Genomic DNA, 19,516 nt, shown 5'->3' with positions numbered 1-19,516 from the left:
AATTACTTGGGGGAAGTGAAAAAATGGTCAGACAGTTCCAACTTTATCGTTGGCTGCGCTTTATTTTTTTATTAGTAGTCGGAATCTTGATCACTGCACAACCGACAAAAAGTGTGAACGCCATTATCTATCTTGTTTCTACTTATATAGCCATCTATGGTGTTCTTTCATTGATCGACGGTTTAAGTATTAGACAAAAAAACGGCGAAAATAATATCGCCATCGGACTTGGTGCCGGTGCGCTATTAGTCGCCGTTCTAGTATTGCTAGTAGCCAAGATATTGATTCAACTTGTACCACCTGTATTAGGAATAATTTTATTAGTCAATGGGATCAATCAATTTAGAGATTCCAATGAAACCAAGAAAAACGTTAACGTCACACCTTGGTTAGATTACTTTTATTCTGCCTTATTGATAGGTGTGGGAATAATCTTTATTCTTAATCCTTCCAAAACGATGATTTTCTTTTATCAATTATTTGGAATTGGGTTGATCGTCTTAGCGTTCTTTGAAATCATTAATTCCAGAATCTATCGAAATTAATCGACTTTTACTTTTTTCAAAGTCATAGTACTTAGACTAGCATTGATGGCACTGCCCTTTTTATGGGTGAAAGCCTGCCAAGTCTGGATATTGCGACCGACTCTCACCGGTGTGGCTTCAGCGATGACAATTCCGTCCTTAATCTTATTAAGTTGATGTGTCATAATATCTACACCAACAGCCGCAAAGCCTTCATCTTGGATATTGAGATTGGCACCAATACTGCCGGCTGTTTCAGCAAGGACAGCATTTAGTCCCCCATGCATGATTTTGTATGGCTGTAAGTGTTTATCTTCAATTGCCATCTCTAAGACAACTTTTTTCTTAGATTTTTCGATTACTTTTATCCCTAAATTTTCTAACAGATTCATAACTTAACACCTCGGAGGTTATTTTAATGAGTAAATGGGAACCAATTAAAGAATACAAAGAAATTCTTTTTGAACGAATGGACAAAATTGCAAAAATCACCATCAATCGTCCTGAAAAGCGTAACGCCTTTACACCTGTCACTGTACAGGAAATGATTGAGGCTTTCAATTATTGCCGTGATGACGCTTCAATTGGCGCTATTATTTTAACTGGACAAGGAGACTTAGCCTTTTGTTCCGGTGGAGACCAAAGTGTTCGTGGAAACGGTGGCTATGTTGGCCCTGACCATATTGCCAGATTGAACGTTTTGGACTTACAACACTTGATCCGTATTATACCTAAACCAGTTATCGCCATGGTTCGTGGCTGGTCTGTTGGTGGTGGAAATATTTTACAACTAGTTTGTGATTTAACTATTGCCGCTGATAATGCCAAATTTATGCAGACTGGACCTAAAGTAGGTAGCTTTGACGCCGGTTACGGTTCAGCTTACTTAGCTCGTGTTATCGGACATAAACGTGCCAAAGAAGTTTGGTTCATGTGTAAAGACTATTCTGCTGAAGAAGCCTTTCAAATGGGTTGGATCAACAAAGTTGTTCCCCTAGCAGATGTAGAAAAGGTTACTATTGAATGGTGTAACGAGATCTTGAAGAAATCACCTACTGCTATTCGTTTTATCAAAGCAGCTATGAATGCAGATACTGACGGGATCGCTGGATTACAACAAATGGCTGGCGATTCAACAATGTTATTCTACACAACTGACGAAGGAAAAGAAGGTCGCGACGCCTTTTTAGAGAAACGTGACCCAGATTTCGACAAGTTCCCTAAATTCCCCTAGAAAGGAAAATGAACTTTGGAAAATTGGTTAAAAAAACAAGCTCAGCTTAATCCTAAAAAAACGGCATTGATCCTAGAACATTCTGATTTCACCTTTAAAGAATTAGATGATAGTGTTCAATTATATGCCAGCAAGCTATCAACATACGGCGTAAAGCAACATGACCGAATCGCTATTTTTATTACTAATAGTTTTAACGGTTATATTGCTATATTAGCCTTACAACAAATTGGTGCTGAAATTGTTTTTTTAAACACTCGCTTATCAAAAGATGAATTAGTCTTTCAACTTAGAGATTCAAATGCCAAATTTTGCTTAAAAGATGATAATGCAGACTTGTCAGAAATCGAACAAATAGATTATCCACAAGTGCGTATCTCCAAAACTTTGTCATTAGTTAATGATAAAAGTTATCAACCTGTGGAAGAATTTAATAACGACGATGTTACTTCTATTATGTATACATCTGGAACTTCTGGACGCCCTAAAGGTGTGTTACAAACCTTTGGTAATCACTTTTATTCTGCAATCGGTACTTCTTTAAATCTAGGAATAAATTACCGTGATTCATGGGTTTTGGCTGTTCCGCTATTTCACATTTCTGGATTATCGATTGCTATGCGTTCTCTCATCTATGGTATTGGCGTTTATCTAATACCAAAATTTGATGAAACCTATATCAATAAAATACTTATCAATGAGCGCGCCTCGATTATTTCACTTGTACCAACAATGTTGAAACGGCTATTAAACAATTTGGCTCCAAAACAAAAATACAACAGCAATTTCCGCTGTGTTTTACTAGGTGGTGGCCCAATCGATAATTGGACACTTTTGCGTTGTAATATGCTGGCAATTCCTGTTATTCAAAGTTATGGCATGACAGAAACTGCATCTAACGTCGTTGCTTTAAATAATCGCGACGCTCAAAGAAAAGTTGGCTCATCTGGACAGGCATTATTCCCCGTTCAATTGAGGATCACTCAAAAAAATAACGAAGGTATCGGAGAAATCGAAGTCAAAGCTCCTAATGTGGCCAAAAGTTATCTCAATATGCCTGAATTATTCAGGCAAAGAATGACTAAAGACAATTACTTTCGTACCGGTGATATCGGCTTTATTGACGATGAAGGTTTCTTATTCGTTAAAGGTCGCAAAGACGATATGATAATTTCCGGTGGAGAAAATATTTATCCAGAAGAAGTGGAAAATATTTATAGCAAAATAAAAGGTATCTTAGGAATGCTGATAATCGGCAAACGTAATGAAACCTGGGGACAAGTCCCTATTGCCTATGTAATTCTGGATGAAAAGGCTTATTTAACAGGTCAAGACTTGATCGATTACGGTCGTGACCACATGGCACATTACAAAGTACCTAAGGAATTCAGACAAGTAGATCATTTCCCACAAACATCCAGTGGAAAAGTTTTACGTCGTAAAATATATGATCTACCTTATAAACTGATTTAGAATTTTGACGGATTTATATCTGTGGAAAAAGAAATAAATAGACAATCCAAAATTGGATTGCCTATTTATTTTGCTTAAACTAAAAATATGTTTTATCACATATAATATAACAATATTATTTTTATTCATCGTCTTCTGATGTCTCCTTTAACCAATCTTCAACATCTTTTCGACTATTTAGTTCTTTAACCGGAATATCTTTGGTTGCTTCTGTTAACTTTTTAGAATCTTTTTTATCCGTATCCTTTGGAGTCATTAAACGTTTTCCTCATTTTTTTAGCATGTATTAATCTTTTATACTTACAATCAAAACCTATCTACCACAAATAATACTCAAAAAAGTTAGCGATTTTATCCATCAATGGTGGCTCTACCAAATGGCCAGCTTTGTAACCAGTAATAAAAGCCACTTGCTCAGCGTAATCATTCCCTTGAATTTTATCAAAGAAATCTTTGGACTCCTCATAAGGAATACGCTCATCAACGGTACCGTGCCAAAACAGTAGCGGACGTTTATTGATTTTTTCTGGTTGCAAGTTCAAATCATAATTATCGATCCAACTTGTTAGCATCTTCATATCTCTAGGTACATAGATGCCATGATTTTTAGCATGATATCTAACTAATTTGGCATAGGCATTCAAATTAGGTGTTCCCATAATAATTGTGGCAGCGGTGATCTCTGGGTGTTGTGTCATCAAGGCACCTGTAGTCATTCCACCCATAGAGTATCCACCAACTCCAATTTTTCCATCTTTTATCAAGTCTCTCTTTTGATAAAAGCCTACGATCAACTCAAACTCAGATAAATTGCCTTGAATACTATTCCAAAAAGTAAATGAAGGAATCGAGGAAACATCCTCCAATCTTTTACCATGATTCATAGCATCTGGTAAAACCACTCTGATATGTTTAGCAGCTAATTTTCTAGCTTGCGTTAATACTAATTCTTTTTCAGAACGCCAACCATGATAAAACACAACTAACGGAACTTTTTTGTAGCGATACTCTTCCTCAACTACTTCAAGTACCGGAACATCCTGAAAGTTTCTTTGATAAATTTTAACCATCAATTTCACCTCATAAATATAATATCATGGCGCAAAAAAAAGAGTGTGACAAAAGGCGGTTTGCCACCGGAACATAGTCTAGAATCACGAATGATTGGTACTATCAATCATTTGTGGTTCGTAACTATGTGGAGGTTGCAGCCTTATGTTACACGTTTAGGCCATAAAAGAGTTTGGAACAAAACTATTATTATCTTCAAATATGCAGCATAAACGTGGAATAAAACATAGCTTTTTCCGCTTAAATCAAATAGCGCCAGCAATCCAAATTCGGATTACTGGCGCTATTTGCCTTAATGCTCGAAAGCTGAACATGTTTTGTCCCACTCTCTAAATAATTCGAGAATCTATTTACAATTCAAAAGATAATTGATCTTAAACAACAATTCCTCAACATCACGCTTATTTTGATCGTCCGTTTGTAAAGAATAGTAGACTAAATCACTGCGTAAATTTGTTAGTGGCATTTGCCAGTCAACTTGTTTATTCATTTTAAATATATAACTCATAACCAGTTCAATTAGAACTTCTTCTGAATTGATGTTAAAAGTCCCAACAGATTCTTCTAATTTGCGAACAACATCGTCGCTCTTTATAGACATACTTTTAAATTCCTCCAAGACTCATACCGCCTTCAATTCATAATTAGAATATTTTTTCTATCTGCAATGATTATCTAACATTATTCAGGATATTTATAACCAGAATTATAAAATTGGATTGTTTGAAATTGACATATTGCAATGATATAGGCATTTATAGCATTTTTACTTCAGAAAAAACTTATCGATAAAACCATGATATTATATATTGATAGCGCTTAAGTTCCTATTAGTTGCAATATTCTGTTATTGATTTTAATTAAAATGTTTTTTCACAAAGTGTGGAAAAAACATAAGTAAAGCTTTATAATGAAGATGGTTTATATAGGCGGGAAATATGAACCTAACTTCTTGTTATTGTTACATGTAGTACTCCTTCTCAACTGCTTGTAAACAGAGTTTGTGGTAGGCTCTGGATCTCTCGCAATAAAGGCTAGTGGTAGGCCTTTATTTTTTTTATCTTAAAATAAATAACCGGTTTTAAACCAAAATTTGGACAAAAAACCTAGTAATAGCAAAAATCAATTGGTATACCTCTCTATCAAAAAAATATATTAAAAATATTCAATAAAAAAAGTTCAAAATCTGAAATTGATTTTGAACTTTTTATTTTTTTACTAAAGAGCTTTAGTGTAAAAAGATTGTGATTCTAGGACATCAAGCATCCCATAAACTGTATCAATAGCTGTGAATAGTGTTACTCCATGAGCGATTGCCAAAGTTCTGACATATTCTCCATGATCTTTATCATCGATCACAGTATTGATAACAACGTCTATATTTTTGTCAAGCATCATCTGGTGCAATTCCTTAGGTTCAAGTTTTTTAACATTTAAACCTTCAGACATCAGATAGTCAGCGGTATGGCCGGTTGCCAAGATCAAAAATCCTAAGTCACGGAATCTCTTTGCAACTTGATAACCTTCTTTTACGTCTGAATCCTTAGTTGTAATCAAGACTTTACCGTGATCTGGGACGTGTAATTTAGCACCTTCGAAAGCCTTATAAAGTGCTTTTTCAAATGTTTTATCTGTCCCCATAACCTCACCTGTCGACTTCATTTCAGGTCCTAATAATGGGTCTACACCATTCAATTTTGAGAATGAAAAGACCGGTGCTTTCACGTGAACTAATTCACCAACAGGCTTCAATCCATATTGGTAACCTTGGTCATGAAGTGAGTTTCCAAGAATAACATTTGTGGCAACTTGTGCCATTGGGATATCAGTTACCTTACTTAAGAACGGAACTGTACGACTGGCACGAGGATTTACTTCAATGACATAAACTTTTTCTTCATGAACTACGAACTGAATATTCATCATACCGATACAATTGAGGTCTTTAGCTAACAATTTAGTATAATGAACGATCTGATCACAGATGGCATCTGAGAAATGTTGTGTTGGGTACACTGACATGGAATCCCCTGAATGCACACCTGCACGTTCTATATGTTCCATAATACCTGGAATCAAAACATCTTTTCCATCACAGATCGCATCGACTTCACATTCTTTACCTATTAAGTAATGATCAACTAAAACTGGATGATCGTGTGAAGCTTTAACGGCATTATGCATATAGTAATCAAGATCTTCTTTATGATGAATGATTTCCATAGCACGTCCACCCAATACATAACTAGGACGTACTAAAACCGGATAACCAACTTTATCAGCAATAACAAGTGCATCTTCAGCATTATCAGCTGTATCTCCTTGTGGATGAGCGATATTAGCTTTATTGATGACTTTCTCAAATTCATCACGATCTTCAGCACGATTAATATCTTCAACACTTGTACCAAGAACCTTTACCCCATGAGCCAATAATGGTTCAGCCAAGTTGATAGCAGTTTGACCACCAAATTGTAAAATAACGCCTTCTGGTTTTTCTAACTCAATTACATTCAAAACATCTTCCAAAGTTAGTGGTTCAAAATACAATTTATCTGAAACTGAAAAATCAGTTGAGACTGTTTCAGGATTACTATTCATGATAATTGCTTCATAACCAGCTTTTTGGATAGCCTTAACAGAATGAACTGTAGCATAATCAAACTCCACACCTTGTCCAATTCTGATAGGACCAGATCCAATGACTAAGATAGATGGCTTATTGCTGACAATACTTTCATTTTCTGTTTCATAAGTTCCATAAAAGTATGGTGTTTCTGAATCAAATTCACCAGCACAAGTATCAACCATCTTATAAACTGGTAGTAATTTATTATCAGTTCTGAATTTACGAACTTGGTCCTCAGTCTGATTCCAAATTTCTGCGATCGTTGCATCAGAAAAGCCATTTTTCTTAGCTTCTAAGAGCAATTCAGAATCATCAACATTATTTTTTAATTCGTCTTCAATTTCAATTATATGAAGTAATTTATCTAAGAAGAATAAGTTTATCTTTGTCTTATCAGCTAATTCTTCAATCGTCATTCCTCTTCTAATTGCCTCTGCTAGATAAAACAGACGATCATCTTTAGCTTCAACTAAACCTTCTTCTAAATCAGCATCTGAAATTTGATGAAGTTTCGGTTCATCAATGTAATTTAAGCCGATCTCAAGTGAACGAACAGCTTTTAAGGTAGCTTCTTCGATATTACGGCCAATTGCCATAACTTCACCTGTTGCCTTCATTTGTGTTCCTAATAAACGGTCTGCTTTAGTAAATTTATCAAATGGCCATCTAGGAATTTTGCAAACGACATAATCAAGAGCTGGTTCAAATTCAGCATAAGTTGTTCCAGTAACTGGATTGATGATCTCATCTAGAGTTAATCCGATAGCAATTTTTGCGGCTACTTTAGCGATTGGATAACCTGTTGCTTTAGAAGCCAAAGCACTAGAACGACTGACACGAGGATTTACTTCGATAACAAAATACTTGAAACTCTTAGGATCAAGTGCCAACTGTACGTTACAGCCACCTTCGATTTTAAGAGCACGAATAATTTTTAGAGCAACGTCTCTAAGCATTTGAAATTCACGATCACTCAAAGTTTGAATTGGTGCATAAACAATTGAATCCCCAGTATGAATCCCGACTGGATCAAAGTTTTCCATACCACAAACAACCATGGCATTATCATTTGCATCACGCATAACTTCAAACTCGATTTCTTTAAAGCCGGCGATACTTTGTTCAAGCATAACTTGTGTAACTGGTGAAAGTGTTAAACCACGGTCAACGATGCGACGTAGTTCTTGTTCATTATCGGCAATTCCGCCACCTGTTCCACCCATGGTAAAGGCTGGACGGACAATTAATGGATATCCGATTCTATTACCAGCTTCAACGGCTTCTTCCATCTCATTAACGATTGCTGATTCAGGAACTGGTTCGTTTAATTCATTCATTAAACTTCTAAACTTCTCACGATCTTCTGCTTGGTCGATCGCATCTAGTTTTGTTCCTAACAATTCAATATCAAGGTCTTCTAAAATTCCTGACTTGGCAAGTTCCATCGCCATATTCAAACCTTGTTGTCCACCTAGTGTTGGCAGAATTGCGTCTGGTAATTCTTTTCTTAAAATTTGAGAAACAAATTGATAAGTAATTGGTTCAATGTAAACTTGATCGGCAATTTCTTTATCAGTCATGATCGTAGCTGGATTTGAGTTGACCAAAACAACTTCATAACCAAGCTCTTTTAGGGCCATACATGCTTGTGTCCCCGAATAATCAAATTCAGCAGCCTGACCAATAATAATCGGACCGGAGCCAATTACCATGATTTTATGTATATCAGTTCTTTTAGTCATGAGAAACTTTCCCCTTTTCCTTATTTTCATCGATCATTTGTATAAATCTATCAAATAAATAATCAGCATCGTGAGGACCAGGAGCTGCATCTGGATGGTACTGTACAGAAAAGGCCGGGTAGATTTTATGTTTTATCCCTTCAACGGTTTGATCATTGATCTCCTCATGAGTTACCTCTAATTCAGTATCTTTTAATGAGTCACGATCAACGGCATATCCGTGGTTTTGGGAAGTAAAATCTATTCGACCAGTTGCGAGTTCACGGACGGGATGATTGAATCCACGATGTCCGAATTTCATTTTGAATGTATTAGCTCCATTTGCTAAAGCAAACAGCTGATGTCCAAGACAAATTCCAAATAGTGGTACTTCTTTTTCAACACCGCGAATCATATCTAATGCTGTAGGAACGTCTTTTGGATCACCAGGTCCATTTGATAACATGACTCCATCTGGATCATGACTGAGAACATCTTCTGCGCTAGAATCTGCTGGTAAAACAACGATGTTACAATTTCTAGCTGATAATTCTCTTAAAATAGAAAGTTTTAGTCCAAAATCTACCAACACGATTTTCTTACCGATTGCTGGTACAGAATAAGGTTTACTTGTGGTACTTGTAGCAACCTCATCTTTAGGCAAGCTGGCTTTTTTTAGATCACTAACTGTTGTATCAGTTATTTCATCTACTAAAACGGCTTTTAAAGCCCCTTTTGAACGAATGTGTCGTGTGACTGCTCTAGTATCGATACCGCTGATACCAGGAATGTTGTTTTGCTTCAAATAATCATCTAATGACAGATCCATTCTCCAGTTACTGGATCGTCGGGCCAATTCATGTACTACTACACCTTTGCAAGTTGGGGTTATTGATTCATAGTCATCGCGGTTGATACCGTAATTTCCGATTAGTGGGAAGGTGAACATTAAAATCTCCCCATTATATGATTGATCTGTGATTGATTCTTGATATCCAGACATCCCTGTGCTGAATACTAATTCACCGAATGCGTTAGTATCGGCACCAAATGCTTGGCCGGAATAAATATTTCCATCTTCTAATACCAAGTAACGTTTCATTGTTTCACCCTTTCTTGAATAAATTGACCTAAAAATGATTTATCACTCTTTAATTTAAACCGTGATTGATAAGATTGTACAACTACTTGCTTAGAATTCAAACAGTTTTTTTATAATATTATTAAATTTTATAATTTTATACTAATAAAAAAAGACTTTATTATCAGGTAATAAAGTCCTTTTAATTAAATAGCAAAAATTTAATTGTGTTTATTATACTCAGGATCATCTAAGTCTTTTTCAATATCCATTCCGTACAAATTATTAACCGCTGAATCCTTTGGTGCCGGATGAACGACCAAAATAGTTGTAGCACCTTTGCTGCTGACATACCCCACAAAAGTCGTAACTTCTTCCACATAATAAGCCAATCCATCAGAATGAATAATATATTGTCCTGCCACGGGCATATTTTCAACAAAAACTTTATTCATGCGAATATAGTCGTTCCCTTCGTGTAATACAATCAAAACTTTATACATAAACTCGCCCCTTTGAGACTGTTTTACCATATTCTCAGTTGAAAAAATAACTTTTTATCTATGGTTTATCAATCGTGCCCTCTTTACTTCAGGTATTTCTGCCATCTGCTGCAAAAGTTGCTTTTCATAATTTAAATTATCAACATCTATAATTGTATAAGCAATTTCATTCTTAGCAGCATTAGCCATATTGTTGATATTAACATGTGCGTTAGCTAAAAAAGTAGTAATTTGCCCAACCATATTGGGAACATTTCGATGCATAATAGTAAATCGATAAGGTGCGTTGAAGGGTAATTTCATACTTGGTAAGTTGATCGAGTTGACTGTATCCCCGTTTTCCAAAAAATTCATGATCGTATTAGCTGCTTTAATAGCGCCATTGTCTTCAGCCTCGATAGTCGATCCACCAATGTGTGGTGTTGTGATAACTTTTTTATTATTGGCGATCACATCATCTCCAAAGTCCGTACAGTAAAACTGAATCTTATTAAAGTTATCAACCACTGCTTGATTATCAACGATACCTAAGCGCGAGTAATTGAACAAAATAGCATTATTTTTCATAGCGGCAATTTCTTTAGTTGAGATAAGACCTGTTGTCTCTTTATTTTTAGGAACATGGATCGTCACATAGTCGGCGTTTTTCAAAGCTTGATATAGGTTAGTTAAACGATGCACCCTATTATTGATTTTCCACGCTGAATCAGCCGATAAATACGGATCATATCCACTAACATTCATTCCTAAATTAACGGCCTCATTGGCTACTAAAGAGCCAACATTGCCAAGTCCGATCACTAGGATATTTTTTCCAAATAATTCTGTCCCATTAAATTTTGCTTTATCGTATTCAACTTGCTTAGAAATGTCAGCATGAATGTTTTGATATGAATAATCATAAGCCGCAAAAACTTTTCTAGATGTTGCTATCATCATTGAAATAACCAACTCTTTAACCGCATTAGCATTACTTCCCGGTGTATTAAAAACAGCTATTCCATCATCAGTAGCTTCTTTTAGAGGTATATTATTGACTCCCGCTCCGGCTCTAGCGATAACTTTTAACGATTTTGGAAACTGGACCTTTAATAGATTTACTGAACGAATCAAATATGCGTCAGGATTTTTTTCTTGATTGATCGTATAGTCATTTGTAAAAGTGTTTAAACCCTTATCAGCGATTGCATTAAATGTTTTTACTTGATACATTATTTAGTCCTCCAATTGTCTCTTTCAAATTTTTCGAGAAAATCCACTAAGGCTTCAGCACCTTCATAAGGCATTGCATTGTATAAACTAGCTCGCATACCACCAACTAGCCGATGTCCTTTAAGATTAACCAAATTATTCTCTTTAGCTTGCTCAATAAACTTATTATCTAACTCGTCATTACCCGTACTAAAAACAATATTAGTCAATGAACGAGAATCCTTTTTCACCGGATTATTAAATAGTTTTGAGTTATCCAAAAAGTCGTATAATAAGCCTGACTTTTGACGATTTCTCTTCTCTATTTCTGCAACACCACCAAGGTTCTTAAGCCACTTTAAAACTAAATTGGCTGTATAAATTGCAAACACTGGCGGTGTATTTAGCATAGAGTTCTTCTTAGATAAGATTTGGAAATTCCACATACCTGGTAAGTCATTTTCAGTTATCAGATCTTTACGAACAGCGACTATCGTAAGTCCTGCGATGCCTATATTTTTTTGGGCTCCCCCATAAATAACATCGACATTTTTAAATTGATAGCTCTGTGCCAAAAAATTGGAAGAAACATCTAAAACTAACGGAGTAGTTAAATTCGGTAATTTATTGTAGGCCGTACCTTCAATCGTGTTATTAGTCGTTAAATGAATATAATCTAAATCTTGTTGCGGTTGTTTTACATTAGGGATATTGTGATATTGATCTGTTTTAGATGAAGCAATCGTATCAACTTTAATACCCGCTCTTTTTGCTTCTTCTTGTGCTCTAATTGACCAATGTCCAGTATCTACAAGTCCGATATGTTTAGTCTTTGCTATGTTCATTGGAATGGCCGCAAATTGAGTTGTTGCACCGCCTTGAAGAAATAAAACTTCATAATCATCAGATAGATTCAGTAATTCTAATAAATTAGTTTTGGCCTCATTGATTATTTTTTCAAAGAGATCAGATCGATGAGAGATTTCCATCACACTCATACCTGAATCATTAAATGATGGCAAATCACTTTTTATTTGATTTATAACACTTGCTGGCAACATGGCAGGACCTGCTGCAAAATTATATACTGACATATTCTTCATCCCTTTCAAAAATAAAAAAAGTCCCCACAGACAACTGCGGGGACTACGTCAGTATACTTATTGCCCCACAGTTTCAATTTCTTGAAATCCATGTGGCTTAACGCTAAATAGGCCTACACGGATAACCATGTAGACAAGGAGGAGCTTATTAAGATAAAATGAAATTGTTTTAACATAATTAGTAAACCTCCAATTAACTTAAACGAATTTTAACAATGAATAATTGAAGTGTCAATATCAAGCCATAGAAAAAAGAGGAATTTACATGACGGAATTTTATTTAGTAAGACATGGGCAAACTAACGCTAATGCCACTGGAATCAAACAAGGAAGTATCAATAGCAAGATGACCCATTTAAATGACGTAGGGAAAAAGCAAGTTGGTGATCTTCATAAAACTTTTGATATTTCTGGGTTCGACCGAATAATCAGTAGCCCTTTATTTAGAACTTTAGAAACAACAGATATTTTGAACGATGGTTACGATTTGCCTATCTCTACTGATAAACGATTGATAGAAATTTCATATGGTCAATGGGATGGGTTAAAAAATGCTGATTTAAAGGCCGCCTATCCCGAATTATTCGACCAATATATAAAAGATGTTTTACCAAGTTATGTAAAAAGAGCTACACGCGGTGAAACTTTTGAAGACGTTTCCAGCCGTGTCAAAGAATTTTTAGTTGAAACTGCAAAAAAATATCCCGACGAAAAAATATTGATAGTAACACATGGATTCGCTATAAAAGCTGCAATGCTAGGTTTATTTGAACCTAAAGACCCCATGATGATTCCTGAACCAGATAATGCCAGCGTCAGTAAATTGATTGTCTTAGGAAAGAAGCACAAATACTATTTGAAATATTATAATCGTCAGAAAGCGTAAGATAATATGTCAGAAAAAACTCTTCAAATTAATAGTGATATATCTTTAGAAGATGCAAAAGAACTCATTTTAGAGCCTGAACTGGAAAAAATCATCGTTGATTCTAGTATCGCATCTGATTATTTACCTATTCTTTATCACATTTTTAGATTGAATAGAATTACTGTTTTGGGTAACCAGAGAGCTATTGATATTGCTCCTAATATTATTTTAGATACTGATGTGGATGGTTATGATGAACGGGCTGTTTTTGTTGAGGTTTAAGTTCCTGATTTGAATGCCGCTTCCAGTAAAAAGATTTAAGCCGGCTGTGTGAACGGCTCAAGCCAAGGTCTTGAGCCTCGATTTTTAACTTTGCAAAGACCGCAAATTTAAAAATTCGTCATGTTATGTAAGAGCTAAAGCTCTAACATAACTGCCACAGCTGGCTTAAATTTTTTACTTACAGCTCATATACTTTAATCTTATGTCATACTCTGTATAAAAAAACTGTCACGATTTAATTTCGTGACAGTTTTTTTATGACTTTTTAAATGTTTTTCTCAAATAACGATTCTGAAATATTAAATAATATGAGCCTACGATCGCATACAAATTGTAGAAGACAAATACTATTAACCATGTGATTTTTTGAATGTATCCAGCTGATAATAGATTTTCTAGTGATTGTTCGACTGATGCATTGAATGTTTGTCCAATTTGAACTGAAAAAACTATCATTATTAAAATTGATACTAATATTCCAGCAAATTGATGTACATTAACGAATTTGTCCTGCAAATCTTCGTCCATATTTAGTCGATCTTCTTTTTTCGCTAATCTTACGTATTTTAATTCTAATAGGCTGCGAACTAAGCTTAATCCTAAAAATACTGCTGTAACTAACATCCAGACGAATGTTAGTATTACTAGAATTTGGTTCATTATGACCTCTTATACTAAAAACGAGACTGCATTATTACAGTCTCGCTTTTTTATTTTTTTGCTTTTGGAAACGAGTCTCAAAAGACAGCTTCCTGCGCTTACTACGATTAGCGATTGCACCAACTTTGTTGGCACCATCGTTAATCTAGGTAATGCTCAGAAGCTAACCGTCTTTTGATACTCTCTTATACATAAACGAGCTCCGGGAGGATAGAACTCTGTGCTTACTACGCCTAGTAATTGCGCCAACTGCGTTGTCACCATCACTAGTCTAGGTAATGCTCAAGTTCTGGGCGTCTCTTTTTGAATCCCTCTATGCTGAAACGAGCTCCGGGAGGACAGAACCCTGTGCTTACTACGGATAGCGAGTATGGCACAATACGCCATTCTCGTTATCCTAGGTAATGCTCGAGTTCTGGACGTCCTCCCTGCGCTCTCTAGTAACCTTTACTATAATTTACCAAATTTTCAACTACTTCACCATTTTCAATGTATGACTTCAAATTCTTTTTAAAGATCTTGAAGGCTCTTTCTTCATAATGTACGCTTCTTCCTGCATTATGTGGTGTTAAGATAACGTTCTTCATGTCCCAAAGTGGACTATCTTCATTTAATGGTTCTGGATCTACTACGTCTAAACCGGCTCCGGCTATTTCTTTTGTTTGTAATGCTTCTACTAAGTCATTAGTATCGGTTGATTTACCTCGTCCAATACTGATAAAGTAGGCTGTTTTAGCCATTTTTTGGAAAAATTCTTTATTAAACATTTTTTCTGTATCTGATGTATCTGGTAATGAATTTACGACAAAATCTGCTTCTTTTAGATGTTTGTCGATATCTTTCATTGCTACCATTTTATCGATATTAGGTAACGATTTATCTGAATGTCTTACCCCAATTGTATGCATTCCTAAGGCCTTGGCGTATTGAGCTAGTTGGCTTCCAATATGACCTACTCCGACTAACATAACTGTCTTGTTGTAAACTTCATCATATTTCTTTTCACGATGCCAAACTTTTTTAGTTTGATCCCAAGTAGATAAATTCATACTACGTTCAAACATCAACATGTATGCTAAAGCTTGTTCTGCGATATTGATTGAATTTGCACCTGATCCGGTTGATAGCAGAATTCCTTTTTCATCCAAAGCTCTCAATGGTAATGCATCAACTCCGGCACGAATTGTTTGAATCCAGTTCAATGTATCACTTTTTACAATGTCATCTTGGAGTTTCTTAGACCAATCAAATAAAACTTCTACTCCCTTTAAATCTTCAGCGGTCACACTTTTGGCGGAAACAACATTAAGGTCAACGCCTTTGATCTCCTCTAATTCTTGTTTTTGTTTATCTGTTAGATCTACTAAGCTTAAAACTTTCATTATGCTTCCCCACTTCTTAGGAATATTTTTAATACGATAATACTTATTGGTTATTTCTATAACCAGTCTATAACATTTGGTGGTGTATGATACAATAAAATGCGTAACTCAAATATTTGCTTTATTTCATTCATTATGTTAATAAAACCGATTGCCCCTTACGGAGCAATTTTTTATTGTATAAGTAATGTTATATCACTAAAGACAAGATGTTTTAACGAATTTATTTTATCTAATCCCATTTCTGATATATTTTTTTAACTAATGAATAATTAAAGTTGTTTTGAGAAATAATATTACTGGGGTATATATAGTATGCACTATTCATTATTAACACGCCTAATTGCAGAATTTATCGGTACTGCAATCATGGTTGCTTTAGGTAATGGTTCAGTCGCCAACGTTGAATTAAAGGGAACAAAAGGTTTCCACGGTGGCTGGATCCTTATTGGTTTTGGTTATGGTATTGGTGTTATGATTCCTGCCATGATGTTTGGACCAATCTCTGGCGGACAAATTAATCCCGCTATGACTTTAGCATTAGCTTTCAACAACGAATTTCCATGGGCCGAAGTTGGTCCCTATATTATCGCTCAATTTTTAGGTGCTATTTTCGGTCAAGCAATGATCGTAGCCGCCTACAAACCTTACTACGACAAAACCGACAATTTAGAATCAGTTTTGGGAACATTCTCAACAATTGATGCAGTCGACAGTCGTCTTAATGGATTTATCAACGAATTTATTGGAACATTCCTATTAGTTTTCGGTGCTGTTATGTTAACATCCGACAAAATAGACCCTCGTGCCGACTTTATCGGATTAGGATTCTTGGTTATGTGTTTAGTTGTTTCATTCGGTGGACCAACAGGACCAGCCCTGAACCCCGCCCGTGACCTTGGACCACGTATCTTACATGCATTATTACCATTGAAACATAAAGGATCATCACAATGGAAATACAGCTGGGTCCCAGTTGTAGCTCCGATACTTGGCGCTGTCTTGGCAGTTAAAGTATGTAGTTGGTTCTTTTAAGAGCATAAGAGAGCGGAGAAAGACGGTTAGCTTCTGAGCATTACCTAGACTAGTGATTGTGCCAACATAGTTGGTACGATTGCTAGTCGTAGTAAGCGCAGAGTTTTGTCCTCCCGCAGCTCATTTCAATACATAATAAAAAATCCCGTACTTCGCAAAAAAACACGAAGTACGGGATTTTTCTATCCATTGTCATAACGTCTAAGAACCTACCCAATCAATAAAACACCTGTAAAATAATAATCAAGTCGTAAACAGTTCTTGCAAAACTCAATTTACGACCCAGCAAGATTTTTATGACACCCCACCCCTCATTCATTCTTATTTGCGGGGGTGGGAGTTATGGAAAAAAGAATCGATAGAGGGATATTACGGTCAATATAGCCGCAACAATTTGGATCCTATCTTTAGCATATTTAAACTATGCTAAAGCAAAATGGATACTAAAAAAGCTACAGTATCTGAAATATTTTTCTTAAATATGCAGCACAAACGTGCGATTGTGGTTATCGGACTGCACGCCGGTAGCCACTTTTCATTTGTAATAATACTTAAAATAATTCACACTTGCAAACTATTTATTATAGGACAATCCACGTTTGAATCTCTTCCAAAAACTGGAATCATCTGTCTGCAACATCAATCCTTGATAAATTTTACTAATATAGAAAGTTAATAAAACAATACTTAAGACTAGTATTACAAGAGATATTGATATCTCAACTGGCCCAGCTTCGGAGTTAATAACTCTCATCGGCATAAAGTATGATGAGAAGAATGGTACATAGGATAATATCTTAACTACTACAGAATCCATATTATTTTGGAATGGAAATGTCATGAATAAAGCCAGCATACTAAGCATTATAACCGGTTGTGAGGCTTTAGAAGCATCCTCTGCTTTAGTTACCAATGCGCCACTAAATGCGGCCATAATCGTGTAAATAACCACTCCTAGTAATAAGAATACTAAATTTATACTTAAAAGATTATGTAGAACTGAATTGATCAATGTGTGATATTGTGCGATTACATCTTTTGTGATCGAAGCTTTTTGAGCAATCATATATCCGCCCCAGCCACCGACTAGGTAAATTAAGATCTGTGACAAAATTACTAACAATACTCCTAGTATTTTACCGATAAAATATTTACTAGCTGTCGTACTAGAGAATATTATCTCCATAATCTTAGTCCCTTTTTCAGAAGCAATCTCTTGTGCAGTTATTCCTGTGTAGGTTACTAGAATCGTATAAACCATCATAACTGTTACCCAAAAAGAAATTAACTTGGCCGTTTTAGCGGTACCTGTTTTCTTGGCAATATTTTGTTTGAAGACTGGTTGTTGCTGTAATTGTTGTACTTGTTCGAGGGTCATCCCCGATTTGGCATAATTTAATTGTTGCTGAATTTGCGTAGTAAAAGCTAATACTTTGCCCTTTAAAGAATCATCTATTGAACTAGTCCCATAATAAGTTGCCTTAACCTGATTTTCATTTGTGTTTAAAATCAAATATCCTGCTAAATCATTCTTATGCATAGCTTTTTTGGCGTCAGATACTGTTGTGATTTTCTTATCAACACTATCTTTATTGTTTTTGATAAATTGTTCTCGCATAACAGTTTCCTTACTGATAACCGCTATATCTGAACCACTTTCGGCACTATTAGCACTAATATATCCAACACCCATACTAATTCCAAAAATAACGAATGGTCCTAAAATCAAGGCCACAAAACTCCAAGATTTTATTTGTCTCAAAAAGGTTTCAAAGGTTACTATCCAAAGTTTATTCATTGATCACACCTGCCTTCATTCTAAATATTTCATTTAATGATGGCGGTTGTTGACTGAATTCTTCGATATATTTACCACCTGTTAATCGTTCAAAAATCTCTTTACCCGCATTCTCATCAGCTAACTGTAATAAATATTGATTTGTATCTCGTTTAGTTACAGAAACAACTTGAGGCAGCTCTTCTAATTGTTCTTTTGACCAATCTGTAGTAACGAATAAATGTGTTTTCCCAAAAGAATTTCTAACCTCACTGACAGTTCCGTCTAATACTATCTCACCATTTTTTAGCATAACTAATTTGTCACAAAGTTCTTCAACATTTTCCATATCATGACTGGAAAAAATAATCGCTGCGCCTTTATCTTTAGCTTCAAAAATAGCTTGTTTCAATAAGTCAGCGTTGACTGGATCAAGGCCACTAAATGGTTCATCCAAAATAATCAACTTCGGTTCGTGGATCATAGTACAAATCAATTGAACTTTTTGCTGATTACCTTTAGACAAAGATTTTATTTTATCTTTTTTAGTACCCTTCACAGCAAACTTCTTTAGCCATGCATCAATTTTGGGTTTTATTTCTTTTGCGGAACGATTCTTCAATCTGGCCAAATAAACAATTTGTTGTTCAATTGTTAATTTAGTCATCAAACTTCTTTCTTCTGGTAAATATCCTATTTGATCAAAAACTGTATCTGTTATAGGTGCATTTTCCCAGGTTATTTCCCCATCATATTGCAAAAAATTTAAAATACTATGAAAAGTGGTCGACTTCCCCGCCCCATTTTGTCCAATCAAACCGAGTATCTGACCATTTTCAACAGTAAAATTTATATCATTCAATGCTTTAACCGTTTTAAACTCTTTACTGACATGCTTTACGTTGAGCATTTCGATCCTCCCTGTAATCTTTTTTTAAGTGTACCGTATATCCTTTTTTTCACCTAATTTTGTGGTAACATT

19 protein-coding genes are annotated in these 19,516 nt (G+C 35.4%); 6 read left to right on the top strand and 13 right to left on the bottom strand.

Features of this window, described 5'->3' with window-relative positions; all coding sequences use genetic code 11:
* The first annotated feature begins 23 nt into the window (after window positions 1-23).
* Window positions 24-545, top strand: a complete 522-nt coding sequence (locus FC72_RS04605; protein ID WP_057765239.1) for a DUF308 domain-containing protein — start codon at window positions 24-26, stop codon at window positions 543-545.
* On the opposite strand, the gene FC72_RS04600 is transcribed toward FC72_RS04605, so the two are convergent.
* On the bottom strand, window positions 542-916 hold the full coding sequence (locus FC72_RS04600; RefSeq protein WP_057765237.1) for a PaaI family thioesterase: 375 nt from the start codon (window positions 914-916) through the stop codon (window positions 542-544). The genes FC72_RS04605 and FC72_RS04600 overlap by 4 nt on opposite strands.
* Window positions 917-942: 26 nt before the next feature.
* On the opposite strand from FC72_RS04600, the gene menB reads away from it, so the two are divergent.
* Together menB and FC72_RS04590 are read left to right on the top strand one after the other, a co-directional pair.
* Entirely contained in the window at window positions 943-1,758 is an 816-nt protein-coding gene (gene menB / locus FC72_RS04595; RefSeq protein ID WP_057765235.1) for a 1,4-dihydroxy-2-naphthoyl-CoA synthase, read from the top strand.
* Window positions 1,759-1,773: 15 nt separating this feature from the next.
* Window positions 1,774-3,231: an o-succinylbenzoate--CoA ligase gene (locus FC72_RS04590; protein WP_057765233.1), complete on the top strand. Its 1,458-nt coding sequence runs from the start codon at window positions 1,774-1,776 to the stop codon at window positions 3,229-3,231.
* A 121-nt stretch (window positions 3,232-3,352) separates the two neighbouring features.
* Here the strand turns inward: FC72_RS04590 and FC72_RS11070 are convergent, their stop codons facing one another.
* From FC72_RS11070 to serC, 8 genes are all read right to left on the bottom strand, one after another.
* Window positions 3,353-3,487 carry a hypothetical protein gene (locus FC72_RS11070; protein ID WP_268871654.1) on the bottom strand — a complete coding sequence of 45 codons (135 nt, stop codon included), beginning with the start codon at window positions 3,485-3,487 and terminating at the stop codon, window positions 3,353-3,355.
* 61 nt (window positions 3,488-3,548) lie between these two features.
* Complete coding sequence (locus FC72_RS04585; protein WP_057765232.1) at window positions 3,549-4,301, bottom strand: alpha/beta fold hydrolase; 753 nt, start codon at window positions 4,299-4,301, stop codon at window positions 3,549-3,551.
* Window positions 4,302-4,648: 347 nt separating this feature from the next.
* Window positions 4,649-4,903 (bottom strand): hypothetical protein, encoded by a 255-nt coding sequence (locus FC72_RS04580; RefSeq protein ID WP_057765230.1) that lies wholly within the window; start codon window positions 4,901-4,903, stop codon window positions 4,649-4,651.
* A gap of 617 nt (window positions 4,904-5,520) precedes the next feature.
* Entirely contained in the window at window positions 5,521-8,673 is a 3,153-nt protein-coding gene (gene carB / locus FC72_RS04575) for a carbamoyl-phosphate synthase large subunit (RefSeq protein ID WP_057765228.1), read from the bottom strand.
* Entirely contained in the window at window positions 8,666-9,754 is a 1,089-nt protein-coding gene (locus tag FC72_RS04570) for a carbamoyl phosphate synthase small subunit (RefSeq protein WP_057765226.1), read from the bottom strand. The genes carB and FC72_RS04570 overlap by 8 nt, the downstream gene beginning before the upstream one ends.
* Before the next feature lie 200 nt (window positions 9,755-9,954).
* Window positions 9,955-10,236: a hypothetical protein gene (locus tag FC72_RS04565; protein WP_057765225.1), complete on the bottom strand. Its 282-nt coding sequence runs from the start codon at window positions 10,234-10,236 to the stop codon at window positions 9,955-9,957.
* A gap of 54 nt (window positions 10,237-10,290) precedes the next feature.
* Window positions 10,291-11,448: a phosphoglycerate dehydrogenase gene (locus FC72_RS04560; protein WP_057765223.1), complete on the bottom strand. Its 1,158-nt coding sequence runs from the start codon at window positions 11,446-11,448 to the stop codon at window positions 10,291-10,293.
* Entirely contained in the window at window positions 11,448-12,521 is a 1,074-nt protein-coding gene (serC, locus tag FC72_RS04555; RefSeq protein WP_057765221.1) for a 3-phosphoserine/phosphohydroxythreonine transaminase, read from the bottom strand. The genes FC72_RS04560 and serC overlap by 1 nt, the downstream gene beginning before the upstream one ends.
* Window positions 12,522-12,795: 274 nt before the next feature.
* Here serC and FC72_RS04550 point away from each other — a divergent pair, with 274 nt between their 5' ends.
* Window positions 12,796-13,416, top strand: a complete 621-nt coding sequence (locus FC72_RS04550) for a histidine phosphatase family protein (RefSeq protein ID WP_057765219.1) — start codon at window positions 12,796-12,798, stop codon at window positions 13,414-13,416.
* 6 nt (window positions 13,417-13,422) lie between these two features.
* Window positions 13,423-13,680, top strand: coding sequence for a hypothetical protein (locus FC72_RS04545; RefSeq protein ID WP_057765217.1), 258 nt, complete (start codon window positions 13,423-13,425; stop codon window positions 13,678-13,680).
* A gap of 255 nt (window positions 13,681-13,935) precedes the next feature.
* On the opposite strand, the gene FC72_RS04540 is transcribed toward FC72_RS04545, so the two are convergent.
* Together FC72_RS04540 and FC72_RS04535 are read right to left on the bottom strand one after the other, a co-directional pair.
* On the bottom strand, window positions 13,936-14,340 hold the full coding sequence (locus FC72_RS04540) for a hypothetical protein (RefSeq protein WP_057765215.1): 405 nt from the start codon (window positions 14,338-14,340) through the stop codon (window positions 13,936-13,938).
* A gap of 437 nt (window positions 14,341-14,777) precedes the next feature.
* Window positions 14,778-15,722, bottom strand: a complete 945-nt coding sequence (locus FC72_RS04535) for a D-2-hydroxyacid dehydrogenase (RefSeq protein ID WP_057765214.1) — start codon at window positions 15,720-15,722, stop codon at window positions 14,778-14,780.
* A 315-nt stretch (window positions 15,723-16,037) separates the two neighbouring features.
* On the opposite strand from FC72_RS04535, the gene FC72_RS04530 reads away from it, so the two are divergent.
* Entirely contained in the window at window positions 16,038-16,757 is a 720-nt protein-coding gene (locus FC72_RS04530; RefSeq protein ID WP_057765212.1) for an MIP/aquaporin family protein, read from the top strand.
* A gap of 574 nt (window positions 16,758-17,331) precedes the next feature.
* On the opposite strand, the gene FC72_RS04525 is transcribed toward FC72_RS04530, so the two are convergent.
* Complete coding sequence (locus tag FC72_RS04525; RefSeq protein WP_057765210.1) at window positions 17,332-18,555, bottom strand: ABC transporter permease; 1,224 nt, start codon at window positions 18,553-18,555, stop codon at window positions 17,332-17,334.
* The gene (locus FC72_RS04520; protein ID WP_057765208.1) at window positions 18,548-19,444 is read right to left on the bottom strand and encodes an ABC transporter ATP-binding protein; all 897 of its coding nucleotides are present in this window, start codon (window positions 19,442-19,444) and stop codon (window positions 18,548-18,550) included. Before FC72_RS04520 ends, FC72_RS04525 begins: the two co-directional genes overlap by 8 nt.
* Window positions 19,445-19,516: the final 72 nt, after the last annotated feature.

It is taken from the genome of Companilactobacillus tucceti DSM 20183 (assembly GCF_001434665.1).
Classification (GTDB): domain Bacteria; phylum Bacillota; class Bacilli; order Lactobacillales; family Lactobacillaceae; genus Companilactobacillus; species Companilactobacillus tucceti.
Note: the sequence above shows the minus strand (reverse complement) of the source record. Positions and strands in the feature narration are given on the sequence as shown.